Below are 15,610 nucleotides of genomic sequence, written 5' to 3'. Positions count from 1 at the left end.
CGCCACGAGGAGGCCGACGGCCAGCGCGGCGGGCAGGAGGAGGAGGACCAGCCTCCTGGTCACGGTGTCCGTCCTTTCCCTTCGCCGCCGCCGTCCAATCCGGCGGGCAGCACGATCGTGAACCGCGAGCCCCGGCCGGGCACCGAGGAGCACTCCAGGTCGCCGTCGTGGGCCCGCACGACGCGGGACACCATGGCGAGGCCGAGGCCGAGGCCGCCGAAGCGGCGGGTGGCCGACCCGTCGAGCTGGGCGAAGTCGCCGAAGATCGAGTCGAGCCGGTCGGCCGGGATGCCGACGCCGCTGTCGGTGACCGAGATGCGGACCCGGGGCCGGCCGGCGCCGTCGCCGTCGCCGTCCGCCGAGGCGGCGAGGCGCACGGGGCCGCCGTCGGGCGAGTACTTCACGGCGTTGTCGACGAGCTCGTCGATGGTCACCTCGAGGAGGCGGCGGTCGGCGACGACGGCCGGCACACCCCTGGCCACCCTCCTCGTGATCGGGTGGCGGTCGCCCAGCCGGGGCCGCCAGCGCTCGACGGCCGCGTCGAGCAGGTCGCGCACGGCCACCGGCTCGGGGCGCAGCTGGAGCGGCCCGGCGGCCATCGTGGCGAAGTTGACGAGCTGGCCGATGACCCGCTCGAGCTGGTCGGCGGCGGCGATGATCTCGCCCGCGAACTCGCGGGCCGACTCGGGGGGCACGGTGCGGGAGCGCAGCACGCCGGCGAAGCCCTTGATGGGGGTCAACGGCGTGCGGAGCTCGTGACTGATGTTCGACAGGAACTCCGTCCGCATCCGCTCGACCTCGCGCTCGCGCCGCACGTCGCGGAAGACGGCGACCGCGCCGGCCGATCCGCCCCCCGACGGCACCACGGTACCGCCCGAGACGGCGACCGGCACCTCCCCGCCGTCCGGGCGCACCACCGTGGCCTGCGTCGACCACGCCTCGGGGGGCGGCGACGCCAGCCGGTCGGCCACGTCCTCGCCGTCTTCCCCGACGACCGCGCCGACGGCGGCGACCGGCCGCCCGACCGCGTCGGCGGCCGCCACCCCGAACAGCTCCTCGGCCGCGGCGTTGAAGTCGGTGACCCGGCCGTCCGCGTCGACGGCCACCAGCGCCTCGCCCATGCCGGCGACGACGGCCTCGAGCCGGGCTCGCAGCCGGGCCTCGTCGTCGGCGGCCCGGCGCAGCTCGGCGGTCATCGACCGCAGCGACCCGGTCATCGAGTCGAACGCCGACCCGAGCACGCCCAGCTCGTCGTCGCTGCGCACGGCGCTGTCGACGTCGAGGTCGCCGGCCTGGACGCGGCGGGCCGCGGTGGTCAGGCGGCGCAGGCCGGCGCCGATGCGCTCGCCGACGACGGCGGCCAGCACGAGCGCCAGCGCGGCGGCGGCCAGGGCGACGAGGAACAGGGTCCGGTACAGGTCGGCCCGGGTCTCGTCGGCGACGGCCGTGGGGAGCGAGGCGACGGCCGCCATCACCGGGGTGCCGGCGGCGTCGAGGACGGGGCGGGCGACGACGAACCGGCCGCCGGTCTCGACCGACGCCGCCGCAGCCTCGGCCGTGGCCCGGCCGGCCAGGCGCAGCACCTCGGCGGCCGGCGGCTGGTCGCCGTGCCCGGCCAGCACCTCGGCCCGGGTGGCGAAGGCCAGGCCGAGGTTGGCGTCGCCGGCGGCCCGCAGGGCCAGGTAGCCGGCGTCGAGCGGCGTCGACGCCACGACCAGCGCCACCGGGGCGGCCTCGGGCGGGGCGTCGGGGGCGGTGACGGCGGTGGCGGCGAGGGCCAGCGCCCGCCCGGCGACGACGGCCACCGACTGGGCCGACCCGGCCTGCTCCCCGGCCTCGGCCACGACGGGCTGGCCGGCGATGGCCAGGCGGGTGTCCGCGTCCTCGGCACCGACGGCGGCGACCGGGCGCAGGTCGGTGCCGACGACGAGGAGGGGGCCGTCGAGCGCCAGCCGGTCCCGCAGGCGCGCCAGCTCGGCGGCGACCCGGTCGCGGGCGCCGGCGTCCCCGCCGACCGCGGCCGTGAGCTCGGCGGGCACGGCGGCGACGAGCGCGTCGGCGACGACCTGGGCCCTCGTGAGCGCCACCTGGGCGGCCGCGTTCGGGCCGGCGTCGGCGGCCAGCGCCGCCTCGGTGGCGGCCCGCACGTCGGCCCGGCGGAGCAGCTCGTCGTCGACGTTGCCGGAGATGACGACGGACAGGGCGACCCCCACGCCGAGGACGGCGACGAGGAGGATGGCGGTGGCGCTCGTGGCGATGCGGGCCGACACGGCCCGCCGGCTGGCGCCGACCAGGCCGGCCCCGAGGCCGAGCGCCCCGGCGGCGGACGCCCAGTCGCCGGCCGCCCCGCTGCCGGCGGCGCCGAGCGCGGTGCCGGCCGCGACCGCGGCGATCCCGGCGAGGGCGGCCGCCCGCGTCGCCATCGGCCCCGCCCACCACCACCAGCCGGCGGCCAGGGCGACGGCCCCGCCGGCCCGCAGGCCGACCCGGAGCGGGGCGTCGGGCTCGGGGAGGACGAGCGCGCCCCGGAGCACGGCGGCGGTGGCGAGGGCGGCGAAGCCGAGGGCGAGCGCGTCGCCGGCGAGGCGGCGGCCCCGGCCGTCGGCGACGAGCAGGGCGGGACGGCGGAGGGCCAGCGCGAGCGCGCCGGCCGACACGAGGAACAGGGCGAACTCGGCGACGAAGCGGGCCTGCACGGCGGCCGGGCTCATCCGGCCCCCCGGCCCCACCCGCCAGCGTCGATCACCTCGCCCCCTACGTGCCTCCCGACTGCCCCGGCCGCCCCAGCGCCATCGCGTTCCCACCGAGGTCGGCGAGCGCCTGGAGGGCGTCGTCGAGCGTAGCCACCCGCACGACGCGGAGGTCGTCCCCCGCCCGCGCCGCGGCCTGCTCGTACTCGTCGGCCGGCACGAGGAACACGTCGGCGCCCGACTCCCGCACCGTCACCGTCTTCTGCGCCACCCCGCCGACGGGGCCGACGTTGCCCTCGCCGTCGATCGTCCCGGTGGCGGCCACGACCTCGCCGCCGGTCAGCTCGCCGGGCGTCAGCACGTCGAGGAGCCCGAGCGTGAACGCCAGGCCGGCCGAAGGGCCGCCCACCGACCCGGAGTCGATGTCGACCGAGAACGGCAGGTCGTAGCGGAGGTCGCGGGTCTGCGCGAACACGCCGAGCACGGGCCCGCCGCCCTCGTCGGCGGCCCGCTCGGCCAAGGTGACGCGCTCGGTGCGCTCCTCGCCCTCGCCGGCCGGGTCGACCCGCAGGGTCACCTCGTCGCCGGGCTGGTGGGCCTGGATGCCGGCCACCAGGTCCTCGGAGAGCGCCACGTCCTCGCCGTCGATCCCCACGATCGTGTCGCCCGGCTCCAGCACGCCGGCGGCCGGCAGCGTCTCGTCGATCTGGACGACCAGCGCGCCGGTGCCGTGCGCCGGCACGTCGTAGCCGAGCTCGCGGAGGGCGACGACGGTCGCCACCTGCTTCGAGGTGTCCATGAGCTCGAGGTTGACCTGGCGGTTCTGGTCGGGGCTCTGGTCGCCGAGGATCTGCTCCTCGGGCACGACGTCGACGTCTTGGTCGAGCCACCCCCGCAGCGACTCGAGCAGGGTCGCGTGCCCGACCGACACCGTCGTGAACAGCACCTCGCCGTCGGCCGGGAACGTGTGCTCCTCGTCGACGGCGATGAGCGGCTCGGTGGCCCGGGCGTTGCCGGGGGCGATCGTGTAGTAGGGGACGGTGATGAAGGCCGAGCCGATCACGGCCGCCGTGACCAGCCCGGCGAGCACGCCGAGGGCCGTCCAGAGCCGCCGGTGCGGCCGCCGGCGCGGGGGCTCGGGCGGGGGGTCGAGAGGTACGCTCGGCGCCGTCGTGTCCACCGCCGACCAGCCTGCCACGGCACCCGCTCGATCCCCACGCGCCGAGGCGCGCCTGCGCCCCCGCCGTCGGGGGGAACCGGCGGGGGCGCGAGCTGTCGGCGCCCGCGGCGGGGACGCCACCCGTCAGGAGCGGGTGACCCCCCGCTGGTGGCAGCGGCTGCGGTCGGCGGTGTTCCTCGCCGTCCTCGTCGTGATCGTCGGCGTGCTCGTCGCCGTGGCCATCGCCGTCACCGTGGTGGTGCTGGTGGTGGCGCTCCAGCGCCTGCTCGCCTAGCGGGACGCCGCGGGCGGGACGGGCCGTCCTCCCCGGCCCGCCCGTCGACGACCTCAGCGGCCGAACAGGCCGCGGCGCCCGGCCACCGACCCGTTGGCCCCGAGCGGGACGACGGGCACGTGGTCGGGCTCGACCATCGGGGGCATCGGCATCGGCATGGGCGGCGCCTCCGCCATCGGGACCGGCTCGGCCGGCATCCCCTCCGGGGCCATGGCCTCGTGCGCGTGGGGCTCGGGGAGCATGGCCGGCTCCGGCTCGGCGGCCGGCATCGGCGGCTCGTGGCCGAGGGTGACCCGGTAGTACGGCCGGAACTCGAAGGTCACCTCCTCCATGCGGAAGATGCGGGCGTGCTCGACGCCGTCGTCGTTGCGGAGCCGCTCGACGAAGGCGGCGGCGTCCGCCAGCTCGTCGGACTGGTGGTAGCCCGGCCGTCCGTCGGCGCTGCGGAAGATGACCATGTGCGACACGGTGGCTCCTTTCACCGACTCCTCCATCGGGACGGGAGCACCGCGACTTGAGCGCCGCCTCAGCCCTGCGGGTCGTCCTCCAACCGGCCGAACACGGCGTGGACGAACAGGTCGGCGACCACCGCCGACGCCCGGGGCACGGGGTCGTCGCCGGGCGGGGGCTCGCCCAGCACGAGGTGGGTGAACGCGAACCACTCGGTCATGCCGGCGAGCACGTAGGCGGCCAGCTCGGTGTCGACCGTGCGCATGCGGCCGGTGCGCTGGAGGCCGTTCAGGCCGCGGGCCATGCGCTCCACCCACCGGCGCCGCATGGCCACCCAGCTCTCCGAGATCGACGGGTTGGCCATCACCGCCTCGAACAGGGTGCGGAACAGCCCGGCGTTGTGCGTGTAGATCGTCAGGTAGCGAGCGACGACGTCCTCGATGGCGACCCGGGGCCCGCCGCCGACGAAGCGGGTCTCCGACGCGGCCAGCATCTCGTCGAAGAGGCCGGCGATGACGCGGTTGAACGCGTCCTCCTTGTTGCGGAAGTACAGGTAGAAGGTGCCGTGGGCGGTGTTGGCCCGGTCGGTGATGGCGCCGACGGTCGCCCCCTGGTACCCCTTCTCCTCGAACACCGAGCGCGCCGCGGCCAGCAGCTGGTCCTGGGTCGCGGCCGCCTGCTGCTGTCGCTTGTTGGGCGGGCGGTCGGATCCCGGCGAGCAGTCCGAAGGGGGAGGAGTGGGCACGAGAGGACGGAACTTATCGGACACCATCGCTCGGCGCCGCGCTGTCGCGCTCGCCGGCCACCTGGGTGACGCGGCCACCGCGCTCGGCGCGCTGGGGGACCCCGACGGCGGCGTGCGGGCCGCCGCGCTGGGCGCCCTCGCCCGCCTCGGACGCCTCGAACCGGCCCAGCTCGCGGCCGGGCTGGCCGACCCCGACCCGGCCGTCCGGCGGCGGGCGCTCGAGCTGTCGCCGGCCCTCCCCGTCGTGCCCGTCGTGGCCCTGCTCGACGACCCCGACCCCACCGTCGTCGAGGTGGCGGCGTGGGCGTGCGGCGAGCGGTCCCCGGCCGAGGCCGGCGCCGTCGACGCGCTCGTCCGGGTGGCCGGCGGCCATCCCGACCCGCTGTGCCGCGAGGCCGCCGTCGCCGCGCTCGGGGCCATCGGCGACGAGGCCGGCCTGCCGGCCATCCTGGCGGCGACCGGCGACCGCCCGGCCGTGCGCCGCCGGGCCGTGCTCGCGCTCGCCCCCTTCGAGGGGCCCGAGGTCGACGCCGCCCTCCGGCGCGCCCTCGGGGACCGCGACTGGCAGGTCCGCCAGGCCGCGGAGGACCTGCTGGACGAGTAGGGCACCGTGGGCGGCGCCCGCCTCCCCGGCCCGCCCGGACCGGGGAGGGGACGCCGTCCCGGCGCTGCTAGCCCTCGAACTCGAAGGCGTCGGCCGCCTCGGACTCGTAGTCCCTCGCGACCACGCCGAGGCCGAACGGCTTCTCCGGGTCGACCTCGAAGATCGTGCTCGCCCTGGGCGGGTTGCGGTCCTCGGGGGCGCCCCACTCGTAGTCGCCCGACAGCCCGTCGAAGGTCAGCGTGTCGAGGCTGTTCATCGCCTCGATGATCCCCTCGCGGGACAGGTCGCCGTTCTCGACGGCGGCCTCGAGCACCTGCACGACGGCCTGGGCCTGGTTGTAGCCGAAGGCGAAGTAGTAGTCCGGGCCCTGGTCGGGCGCGTACTGCTCCTGCCTGGCGATCATGTCGGCCATCCCGGGCACCGACTCGTCGCCCCACTCGGTGCCCTCGGCCACGACCTTGAAGTTGGCCTGGAGGTACTCGGCGAGCGGGGAGGCGGCCAGCAGCCCGATCCAGGTCGGCGACTGGCCGATCCACTGCGGGGTGAAGTTCTGGGCGGCGGCGACGCCGAGGATGCCGCCGGTGCCGGTCGGGGTCGACACGAGGAACACGACCTCGCAGTTGGCCTCGCTCAGCTGGCCGACCTGGGCGGTGAAGTCGGTGTCGGTGGCGCCGAACCGGGCCGTGGCCGCGACCTCGAAGCCGAGCTGCTCGGCCGCGAACTCCACGCCCTCCTGGCCGGCCTCGCCGTAGGGGTCGTCCTGGATCATCGTGCAGACGGTGGCGTCGGTGCTGCCGCCGCCCTCGTTGATCCACCAGTCCATGGCGTTGATGGCCTGCACCTGGTACGGGCCGCCGATCGGCAGCAGGTTCTGCTCCCGCACCCAGAACGAGTCGAGCGACGCAGGGGCGGCGACGATGTTGTCCTGCCGCAGCTGCTCGAGGACGGTGTTGACCACCGGCGTCCCGAGGATCTGGGCGAACATCACGACGTCGTCCTTGATGGCGTTGTACTGCTGGAGGCCGACGGTGGCGTCGTACTGGCTGTCGACCACGACGGTCTCGATCTGGTACTGGCCGGCGATGCCGCCCAGCTCGTCGTTGACGTAGTCGAAGTACACCTGGTTGCCGGTGGTCAGCGGGTTGCCGATGACCTCGACGCCGCCGGTCTGCGGGGTGACGATCCCGACCTTGATGGTGGAGCCGTCGAAGCCGGGCGCGGTGGCCAGCTCGCCGCCGCTGTCGTCCTCGTCGGTGCCTTCCGCGGCCGTGGTGTCGCTGGTGTCGTCGCCGCCGTCGTCGCCGTCGTCGGTGGCTGCCGGGGCGTCGGCGCTGTCCTCGTCGTCGCGGCCGCACGCCGCGCCGATGAGCACGAACGCGAACAGCAGGGCGAGGATGCGGAACAGGGGTCGGTTGGTGCGCATGGGCCTCCCTCGTGGGCGGGTCAGTAGGAGAACGGCCAGGTCTTGAAGTACGCCTTGGCCCGCAGCCAGATGGCGGCGAGGCCGCGGGGCTCGAAGATCAGGAACACGATGATGAGCGCGCCGAAGATCATGCGGTTCAGCGAGGCGACGGCGATGACGCCCTCGGCGCCGCCGGCGTCGCCGGACACGAACGGCAGGTCCTGGCTGCGGCTGACGGTCTCGACGATGCGCTGCACGGGGCCGACGAGGAGGGCGCCGAGGATCGAGCCGAACACGGTGCCGACCCCGCCGACGATGACGACGGCGATGTACTGGATCGACACCAGCAGGGTGAAGTTCTCGGGGTTCACCGCCTCCTGGAAGCTGGCGAACAGCGCCCCGGCCATGCCGGCCAGCGCGCTCGACACGGCGAACGCGCCGACCTTCGTCCTCGCCAGGCTGACGCCGACGACCTCGGCCGCGAGGTCGCGGTCCCGCACGGCCTGCATGGCCCGGCCCGGCCGGCTGCGGACGATGTTCTTCGCCAGCAGGGCGACGAGGCCGACGAGCGCCCACACGAACCAGAACCAGCTCTGCTCCTTGGTGAACGCCTGCCCGCCGAGCTCGAGGGCGGAGAAGTCGGCCACGCCGACGTCGACCGGCGCCGCCGACGTCGTGCCGGTGTTGCCGCCGGTCACCGAGTTCCAGTTCTCGAACACGTGCAGGCCGACGAAGACGAGCCCGAGCGTGACGATGCCGAGGTACTGGCCGCGGAGGCGCAGGGCGAACGGGCCGATGACGGCGCCGACCAAGCCGGCCAGCAGGGCGGCGGCCGGCAGCCAGACGACGAGGGGGAGGTCGTGCCGGGCCCCGAGGTAGGCGGCCGTGTAGGCGCCGACGCCGAGGAAGAAGGCGTGCCCGAGGGACACCTGCCCCGTGTAGCCGGTGAGCAGGTTCAGGCCGATGCCGCCGATGGCGGCGATGCCCGCGAACACGAGCACGAGGAGCTGGTAGTCGGTGAGGTTGAACGGCAGCGCCAGCCAGACGAGGACGAGCAGGCCGAGGCCGATCTTCGAGGCGAGCGTGGGGAACAGCCGGAGGTCGCGCTCGTAGCTGGTGACGAGGTACGGGCTGGGGTTGGCCATCAGACCCTCCTGACCTCCTTCGTGCCGAACAGGCCGAAGGGCCGCACGAGGAGGATGACGACCATCACCACGTAGGGCATGACCGAGTTGAAGCCGTCGCCGAGCCAGGGGAAGAAGTCGTCCTGGTAGCCGGCCGTGAGGGTCTGGGTGACGCCGATGATGATCCCGCCGAGCACGGCCCCGCCCGGCGAGTCGAGGCCGCCGAGGATCATGGCCGGGAAGGCGAGCAGGGCGACGAGGCCGAGCGTCGGCCGCACCTGGATCGAGCCGGCCGCCTGGGTCACGCCGGCCAGGGCGGCGACGGCGCCGGCGATCCCCCACGAGATGGCGAAGATCCGCCGGGCGCTGATCCCCTGGGCCAGGGCCGCCTCCTGGTCGAGGGCGGTGGCCCGCATGGCCACCCCGATCTTCGAGTAGCGGAACAGGAGGAAGAAGGCGAGCAGGGCGGCGGCCGCCAGCGCGATCGTCCACAGGTCCTTCACGGCGACCTGGATGTCGCCGAGGCTCTTCACCTGGATGCCCCACGGGTCGCCCAGGTTGAGGTTCTGCGGGCCCCAGATGCTCGGCACGATCTGTTCGAGGATGTAGTAGAGCCCGATCGTGATCATGATCACGGCGAAGACGGGCTGGCCGACCATGCGCCGCAGGATCAGCCGCTCGACGACCACGCCGACGAGCGCCCCGCCGAGCATGGCGACGATCACGGCCAGGGCGAAGGGCAGGTCCCACGTGTTGTGGGCGTTGTAGGCGAGGTAGGCGCCGAGCACGACGAAGCCGCCCTGGGCGAAGTTCACGACCCCGGTCGCCCGGTAGATCACGACGAAGCCGAGCACGATCAGCGCGTACTGCGAGCCGAGGGCCAGGCCGGCGATGCACAGCCGCAGGAACTCGTCCATCAGCCGCCCCGCCCGGCGTAGAGCGACTCGATCAGGTCCGAGAACTCCCGGGTGATCGCCGCCCGCTTCACCTTCTGGGTGGCGGTGAGCTCGCCCTCCTCGTGGTCGAGCTCCTTCGGCAGCAGGGCGAACCGCTTCACGGTCTCGACCTGGGCCAGCTCCCGGTTGACCTCGTCCACCCACTGCCGCACGAGGTCGCGGACCTCGGGCTTGGTCGTGAGGTCGCGGTAGGTCGTGAACGTGATGCGCCGGCGGGCCGCCCAGTTGGCCACCGTGTCGGCCTCGATGCCGATCAGGGCGACGAGGTAGGGCCGGCGGTCGCCGACCACCACCGCCTCCCGCACGTAGGGCGACACCTTGAGCTTGTTCTCGATCTCGGACGGCGAGACGTTCTTGCCGCCGGCGGTGATGAGGATGTCCTTCTTGCGGTCGGTGATCGTGAGGAAGCCGTCGCCGTCGAGCTCGCCCACGTCGCCGGTGTGGAGCCAGCCGTCGGCGTCGACGGTCGCCCTCGTCGCCTGCTCGTCCTTGAAGTAGCCGGCGAAGGTGGCCGGCCCCCGGGTGAGGATCTCGCCGTCCTCGGCGATCCGGAGCTCGCAGCCGGGCACGGGCCTGCCCACCTTGCCGATGCGGACGTCGTCGGCCGGGGTGATCGTCGCCTGGGCCGTGTTCTCGGTCTGCCCGTAGCCCTCGCGCACCGGGATGCCGAGCGCCCAGAAGTACTCGAGCACCTGGGGGGCGATCGGCGCCGCGCCGGAGAGCGACTGGCGGGCCCTCGCCAGCCCGAGCTTGATCCGCAGGCTCCGGTAGAGCATCAGCCAGCCGAGGAGGTAGAGGACGCGGTCGGCCGGGCCGAAGCGGCCGCTCCAGCGGTGGGCGGCGATCCGCCGGCCCTGCCGCAGCCAGAACCGGTAGGTGAGCCGCTTCAGCCAGCCGGCGTCGGCCATGCGGATCTCGACGCCGGCCATCATCTTCTCCCACACCCGCGGGACGCCGAGGAAGAAGGTCGGCTGCACCTCGCGCATGTCGGCGGCGAACGACTCGCCGCCGTCGCCGAAGTTCACGACGTAGCCGGAGGCGATGGCGTCGATCACCGAGATGAGGCGCTCGGCGATGTGGCACAGCGGCAGGTACGACAGGATCTCGTCGTCCTCGCCGACGCCGAACACGGCGTGCGCCGCCTCCGCCGCCGCCCGGAGGTTGGCGTGGGTGAGCATGGCGCCCTTCGGCGGGCCGGTCGTCCCCGACGTGTAGACGATGAGGGCGACGTCGGCCGGCTCGATGGCCGCCACCTCGGCCTCGTAGTGCGAGCGGTCCTGCTCGGCGCCGAGCGCCTCGAGGTCGGCGAGGGTCATCAGCATCGGGTCGCCCAGCTGCTTCACGCCCCTCGGGTCGACGACCACGATCTTCCGCAGCGAGGGGAGCTTCTCCCGCACCTCCCACGCCTTGTCCAGCTGCTCCTCGTCCTCGGCGATCAGCACGACGGACTCGGAGTGGGACAGGAGGTACTGCACCTCGGCCGCCGGGCTCGTCGGGTAGATGCCGACGGCAACGGCCCCGATGCCCTGGACCCCCATGTCGGCGAGCGGCCAGGCCGGCCGGTTCTCGGCGTGGATCGCCACCCGCTCGCCCCGCTCGACGCCGAGCGCCTTCAGGCCGAGGCCGATGCGGGCCGCCCGCTCGGCGTAGTCGGCCCAGGTGTACTCCTTCCAGCGGCCGAGGTCCTTCTTGCGCATGGCGACGCTCTTCGGGGTGGCCGCGGCCCGCTCGAGGACGATGGCCGGCAGCGACCGGAACGCCGGCTGGGTGCGCCCGGCGGGCGGGGCCGCGGTCAGGGTCTCGCTCACGACGCCTGCCCCAGGTACGCCTCGATGACCCGCTCGTCGGCCTGCACGTCGGCCGGGCGGCCGATCGTGAGCGGCACCCCGAAGTCGAGCGCCATCACCCGGTCGGCCAGGTCCATCACCATGTGCATGTCGTGCTCCACCAGGATCATGGCCAGCCCGAGCTGGTCCTGGATCTCGAGGATGTAGCGGGCCATGTCCTCGGTCTCCTCGACGTTCATGCCGGCCACCGGCTCGTCGAGGAGCAGCAGGCGGGGGTCCATGGCCAGGGCCCGGCCGAGCTCGATGCGCTTCTGGATCCCGTAGGGCAGCATCCCGACCGGCGAGTAGCGGTGGGGCTGCAGCTCGAGCAGGTCGATGATCTCCTCGACCCGCCGGCGGTGCTCGATCTCCTCCCGCCTCGCCCGGCCGAACCACACCGCGCCCGAGAGGAACCCCGAGGACATGAGGTGGTGGCGGCCGAGGAGCAGGTTGTCGATCACGTTCAGGTGGACGAACAGCCCGAGGTTCTGGAACGTCCTGGCGATGCCGAGGCGGGCCGTCTCGACCGGCTTGCGGCCGACGACCTCGCGGCCGTCGAGGCGGATGCTCCCCTCCTGGGGCCGGTAGACGGCGTTCAGGCAGTTGAAGATCGACGTCTTGCCGGCGCCGTTCGGGCCGATGACGGCGAACAGCTCGCCGGGCGCCACGTCGAAGCTCACCCCGGACAGGGCGGTGACGCCGCCGAAGCGGAGGGTCAGCCCCTCGACCTCGAGCAGCGGGGCCCTGGCCTCGCTCACGCGCTCCACCGCTTCTTGCGCCGGTACGTCTTCACGTCCCTGAACGACTTGCGGCCGGCGTCGCCGATGCCCAGGTAGAACTCCTGGATGTCCTTGTCGGCGAGCAGGTCGGCGGCCGGGCCGTCCTTCACCACGCGGCCGTTCTCGAGGACGAACCCGTGGTCGGCGATGGACAGCGCCATCGTGGCGTTCTGCTCGACCAGCAGCACGCTCGTGCCCTGGCGGTTGACCTCGGCGATGATGTCCCTGATCTGCTCGACGACGAGCGGGGCGAGCCCGAGCGACGGCTCGTCGAGCAGGAGCACGCGGGGCGACGCCATCAGCGCCCGGCCGATGGCCAGCATCTGCTGCTCCCCGCCGGACAGGTAGCCGGCGGTCTGGCGGCGGCGCTCGGCCAGCTTCGGGAACAGCGCCATCACCCGCTCGTAGCCGGACCGCACCTCCGCCTTGTCCCTGCGGGTGAACGCCCCGGCGCGGAGGTTCTCGTCGACGGAGAGCTCGGCGAAGATCCGCCGCCCCTCCATCACCTGCGAGACCCCGCGGCGGACGATCCAGGCCGCGTCCCGGCCGTTGAGCCGCTCGCCCTCGAGCTCGACGGTGCCCTTCGTGATCTCGCCGCGGTGCACGGGCAGCAGCCCGGTGATGGCCCGCAGCAGGGTCGTCTTGCCGGCCCCGTTGGCGCCGAGGAGGGCGACGATCTGGCCCGTGCGGACGTCGAGGCTGACCCCCCGCAGCACGAGGATGACGTCGCCGTAGACGACCTCGAGGTTGCGCACGGCGAGCACGACGGGGGCGGTCGCTCCTGAGGTGGCCTCACCCGTCGCCCGCGTCAGCTGGTCGCTCACTGCCCCCCCGGGATGAGACGTCCGTCACGGTCGATCGCGCAACCTAGCCGCGCCGCGACCCCGGCGTGCTACCGGCGGGCTCCCATGAACATCACCTTCAGGGCGTCGTAGGCCTCGATCACGCGGCCGGCGCCGAGCACGACGCACTCCAACGGGGCGTCGACGAGGTGGACGGGGATCTCGGTCTCCTCCGCGATGCGGCGGTCGAGGCCGCGCAGCATCCCGCCCCCTCCGACCAGGTACATGCCGTGGGCGATGAGGTCCTGGGCCAGCTCGGGCGGGGCCTGGCCGAGGCACTGCACGACCGAGTCCACGATCGTGCTCACCTGCTCCTCGATCGCCTCCCGCACCTCCTCGGGCGAGAGGATCACGGTCTTTGGCAGGCCGGTCATGAGGTCGCGGCCCCGGACCTCGGCCTTCATCTCGTCGTCGGTCGGCCACGCCGAGCCGATCGCCATCTTGATCTCCTCGGCCGTCCGCTCCCCGACGGCGATGCCGTACTCCCGGCGGATGAAGGTCTGGATGGAGCTGTCGACGTCGAAGGAGCCGACCCGGATGGCCTGGAGGGCGACGACCCCGCCGAGGCTGATGACGGCCGTCTCCGACGTGCCGCCGCCCACGTCCACGACCATGTTGCCGAGCGGCTCGTTGATGGGCAGGCCGGCGCCGATGGCCGCGGCCATGGGCTGCTCGAGCAGCTGGGCGTCGGCCGCCCCGGCCCGCCTGGCCGCCTCGGTCACGGCCCGGCGCTCGACCTCGGTGATGGCCGACGGCACGCAGATCACCACCCGCGGCCGGTTGAACTTGCTCACCCCGGCCCGCTGGAGCAGCAGGCGGATCATGCGCTGGGTGATGTCGAAGTCCGTGATGGCGCCCTGGCGCAGCGGGCGGACGGCGACGATGTAGCCGGGGGTCCTGCCGATCATCTGCCACGCCTCGCGGCCCATCGCCAGCACCTCGCCGGTCTGGCTGTTCAGGGCGATCACCGAGGGCTCGTTGAGGACGATGCCCTTGCCCTTGGCGTAGACGAGCGTGTTGGCGGTGCCGAGGTCGATGGCGAGGTCGCGGGCCAGGGCTCAGCCCTCCGCGGCGGCGCGGCCGCCGGGTCGGGCCGAGCGGCGCCGCCTCGGGCCATCGGCCGACGTCCGGCGCTCGGGGGCGAGCGCCCGCATCTCCCGCGAGAACTCCTCGATGCCCGACTCCATCGAGGACGGCTTGCGCTCGCGGAGCCAGAGGATCATCGAGCCGACGAGGATCAGCAGGCCGGCCACGAGGAGGAAGGCGAGGCTACCCACGGGCCACCTCGGCGACGTCGCCGACGGCCTTGGCGTCGAGGCCCCAGGCGCTGCCGCCCTCCCAGGTCTCCCGCTTCCAGATGGGGACGGTGGCCTTCAGCGTGTCGATGGCGTGGCGGGCGGCGGCGAAGGCCTCCTGGCGGTGGGGCGCGGAGACGGCGACGACGACCGAGGACTCCCCGACGGGCACGGGCCCGACCCGGTGGAGCAGCGCCACCCGTCCGAGGTCGGGCCAGCGGGCCCTGCAGTCGCCGGCGATCGCCGCCAGCCGGGGCACGACCTGCTCCTCGTAGGCCTCGTACTCGAGCAGGCTCACCCCTGGCCGGCCCTCGGCGTGGTCCCTGGCCGTGCCGGAGAACAGCACGACCGCGCCGCAGCGGGGCAGCACGGCCCAGTCGGCGGCCGCGCCGACGGGGAGCGGCTCGCTGGTCAGCGCCAGCCAGGTGTCGCCGGTCGGCGGGGTGCCCACGTCCCAATGCTAGGGCGGGGAGGGGGGCGCGGACCGCGTCGGCGCGCCCGTCGGTAAGGTCGCGGCCCGTGCCGCTGGACGACGATCCCGACGACGACCTCTCGGGATCGGGACCACTCCTCCCCCCGGAGGACCGGCTGTGGCGGCACCCGTCGGAGCTGTCCCTGGCCGGGCCGGACCCGACCGGGTGGCTGGTCGACGGGCCGGCCCCGGCCCGCCCGGTGTGGGGGGTGGCGCTCGGCTCGGGCATGGTCGGCGCCCTCGTCGCCATCGCCGCCGTCGCCCTGTTCGCCGACGGGGCCGGCACCCGGATCGTCCAGCGCGAGGTGATCGAGCGGGTGGCGGTCACCTCGGTCGACGTCGGCCTCACGGCCCGCCCGCCCGGCGTGGTCGACATCGCCGCCAGGGTCAGCCCGGCCATCGCCAGGGTCGACGTCGCCGGCGCCCGCTCCGGGTCCGGCGTGCTGTTCCGCGACGACGGCTACCTCATGACCAACGCCCACGTGGTCGAGGACGGCGGCGACGTGATCGTCGTGCTGGCCGACGGCGAGGAGCACGAGGGCGAGGTCGTCGGCCTCGACCACGAGACCGACATCGCCGTCGTGCACGTCGACGGCGAGCGCCTCCCGACCGCCGTGCTGGGCACGGCCGAGGGCCTCCAGGTGGGCGAGACGGCCGTCGCCATCGGCTCGCCGCTCGGGCTGGCCGGCACCGTCACCAGCGGCATCGTCAGCGCCCTGGACCGGCCGGTGCGGCTGGCGGGGGAGGGCAGCGACACCAACGCGGTCATCAGCGCGGTGCAGACCGACGCCCCGATCAACCCGGGCAACTCCGGCGGCGCGCTGGTCAACGTCAACGCGCAGGTGATCGGCATCAACTCGGCGATCGCCACGTCCGGCTCCGGCAGCGGCAACATCGGCCTCGGCTTCGCCATCCCGGTCGACACCGTGCGCGACATCTCCGAGCAGCTCATCTCCCAGGGCCGGGCGGTG

General features: G+C 74.2%; 16 protein-coding genes. 3 read left to right on the top strand and 13 right to left on the bottom strand.

Annotation, left to right across the window (positions count from 1 at the left end):
- Positions 1–59: 59 nt before the first annotated feature.
- Positions 60–2,711 (bottom strand): ATP-binding protein, encoded by a 2,652-nt coding sequence (locus tag VGB14_05225; protein HEX9992311.1) that lies wholly within the window; start codon positions 2,709–2,711, stop codon positions 60–62.
- 43 nt (positions 2,712–2,754) lie between these two features.
- Positions 2,755–3,780, bottom strand: coding sequence for a PDZ domain-containing protein (locus tag VGB14_05220; protein HEX9992310.1), 1,026 nt, complete (start codon positions 3,778–3,780; stop codon positions 2,755–2,757).
- A 223-nt stretch (positions 3,781–4,003) separates the two neighbouring features.
- Here VGB14_05220 and VGB14_05215 point away from each other — a divergent pair, with 223 nt between their 5' ends.
- Complete coding sequence (locus tag VGB14_05215; GenBank protein HEX9992309.1) at positions 4,004–4,144, top strand: hypothetical protein; 141 nt, start codon at positions 4,004–4,006, stop codon at positions 4,142–4,144.
- A gap of 53 nt (positions 4,145–4,197) precedes the next feature.
- On the opposite strand, the gene VGB14_05210 is transcribed toward VGB14_05215, so the two are convergent.
- Entirely contained in the window at positions 4,198–4,602 is a 405-nt protein-coding gene (locus VGB14_05210; GenBank protein HEX9992308.1) for a hypothetical protein, read from the bottom strand.
- A 68-nt stretch (positions 4,603–4,670) separates the two neighbouring features.
- The gene (locus tag VGB14_05205) at positions 4,671–5,339 is read right to left on the bottom strand and encodes a TetR/AcrR family transcriptional regulator (GenBank protein ID HEX9992307.1); all 669 of its coding nucleotides are present in this window, start codon (positions 5,337–5,339) and stop codon (positions 4,671–4,673) included.
- Between the two features lie 112 nt (positions 5,340–5,451).
- Between VGB14_05205 and VGB14_05200 the strand changes: the two genes are divergently transcribed.
- Entirely contained in the window at positions 5,452–5,943 is a 492-nt protein-coding gene (locus VGB14_05200) for a HEAT repeat domain-containing protein (protein HEX9992306.1), read from the top strand.
- 67 nt (positions 5,944–6,010) lie between these two features.
- Here the strand turns inward: VGB14_05200 and VGB14_05195 are convergent, their stop codons facing one another.
- The 9 genes from VGB14_05195 to VGB14_05155 all read right to left on the bottom strand — a co-directional run bounded on the left by VGB14_05195 (position 6,011) and on the right by VGB14_05155 (position 14,618).
- Entirely contained in the window at positions 6,011–7,366 is a 1,356-nt protein-coding gene (locus tag VGB14_05195) for an ABC transporter substrate-binding protein (GenBank protein ID HEX9992305.1), read from the bottom strand.
- 20 nt (positions 7,367–7,386) lie between these two features.
- Entirely contained in the window at positions 7,387–8,490 is a 1,104-nt protein-coding gene (locus VGB14_05190; GenBank protein HEX9992304.1) for a branched-chain amino acid ABC transporter permease, read from the bottom strand.
- Complete coding sequence (locus VGB14_05185; GenBank protein ID HEX9992303.1) at positions 8,490–9,386, bottom strand: branched-chain amino acid ABC transporter permease; 897 nt, start codon at positions 9,384–9,386, stop codon at positions 8,490–8,492. Before VGB14_05185 ends, VGB14_05190 begins: the two co-directional genes overlap by 1 nt.
- Complete coding sequence (locus VGB14_05180) at positions 9,386–11,233, bottom strand: AMP-binding protein (GenBank protein HEX9992302.1); 1,848 nt, start codon at positions 11,231–11,233, stop codon at positions 9,386–9,388. The genes VGB14_05185 and VGB14_05180 overlap by 1 nt, the downstream gene beginning before the upstream one ends.
- Complete coding sequence (locus VGB14_05175; protein HEX9992301.1) at positions 11,230–12,009, bottom strand: ABC transporter ATP-binding protein; 780 nt, start codon at positions 12,007–12,009, stop codon at positions 11,230–11,232. Before VGB14_05175 ends, VGB14_05180 begins: the two co-directional genes overlap by 4 nt.
- The gene (locus VGB14_05170; protein ID HEX9992300.1) at positions 12,006–12,794 is read right to left on the bottom strand and encodes an ABC transporter ATP-binding protein; all 789 of its coding nucleotides are present in this window, start codon (positions 12,792–12,794) and stop codon (positions 12,006–12,008) included. Before VGB14_05170 ends, VGB14_05175 begins: the two co-directional genes overlap by 4 nt.
- A gap of 128 nt (positions 12,795–12,922) precedes the next feature.
- Positions 12,923–13,927, bottom strand: coding sequence for a rod shape-determining protein (locus VGB14_05165; GenBank protein HEX9992299.1), 1,005 nt, complete (start codon positions 13,925–13,927; stop codon positions 12,923–12,925).
- A 3-nt stretch (positions 13,928–13,930) separates the two neighbouring features.
- Positions 13,931–14,149 (bottom strand): hypothetical protein, encoded by a 219-nt coding sequence (locus VGB14_05160; protein ID HEX9992298.1) that lies wholly within the window; start codon positions 14,147–14,149, stop codon positions 13,931–13,933.
- Entirely contained in the window at positions 14,142–14,618 is a 477-nt protein-coding gene (locus tag VGB14_05155; GenBank protein ID HEX9992297.1) for a molybdenum cofactor biosynthesis protein MoaE, read from the bottom strand. The genes VGB14_05160 and VGB14_05155 overlap by 8 nt, the downstream gene beginning before the upstream one ends.
- Before the next feature lie 68 nt (positions 14,619–14,686).
- On the opposite strand from VGB14_05155, the gene VGB14_05150 reads away from it, so the two are divergent.
- Positions 14,687–15,610, top strand: a 924-nt coding sequence (locus VGB14_05150) for a trypsin-like peptidase domain-containing protein (GenBank protein ID HEX9992296.1), incomplete at its 3' end; no start/stop codon positions are given.

It is taken from the genome of Acidimicrobiales bacterium, from assembly GCA_036399815.1.
Taxonomy (GTDB): Bacteria; Actinomycetota; Acidimicrobiia; order Acidimicrobiales; family DASWMK01; genus DASWMK01.
The sequence above is the reverse complement of the archived record's forward strand: the minus strand, read 5'-3'. Positions and strand labels throughout refer to the sequence as shown.

Excerpts from the sequence above, each read along its gene's own strand:
- VGB14_05210 (HEX9992308.1), bottom strand. The coding sequence starts at position 4,602 with ATGGTCATCTTCCGCAGCGCCGACGGACGGCCGGGCTACCACCAGTCC.
- VGB14_05185 (HEX9992303.1), bottom strand. The coding sequence starts at position 9,386 with ATGGACGAGTTCCTGCGGCTGTGCATCGCCGGCCTGGCCCTCGGCTCG.
- VGB14_05195 (HEX9992305.1), bottom strand. The coding sequence starts at position 7,366 with ATGCGCACCAACCGACCCCTGTTCCGCATCCTCGCCCTGCTGTTCGCG.
- VGB14_05225 (HEX9992311.1), bottom strand. The coding sequence starts at position 2,711 with ATGAGCCCGGCCGCCGTGCAGGCCCGCTTCGTCGCCGAGTTCGCCCTG.
- VGB14_05190 (HEX9992304.1), bottom strand. The coding sequence starts at position 8,490 with ATGGCCAACCCCAGCCCGTACCTCGTCACCAGCTACGAGCGCGACCTC.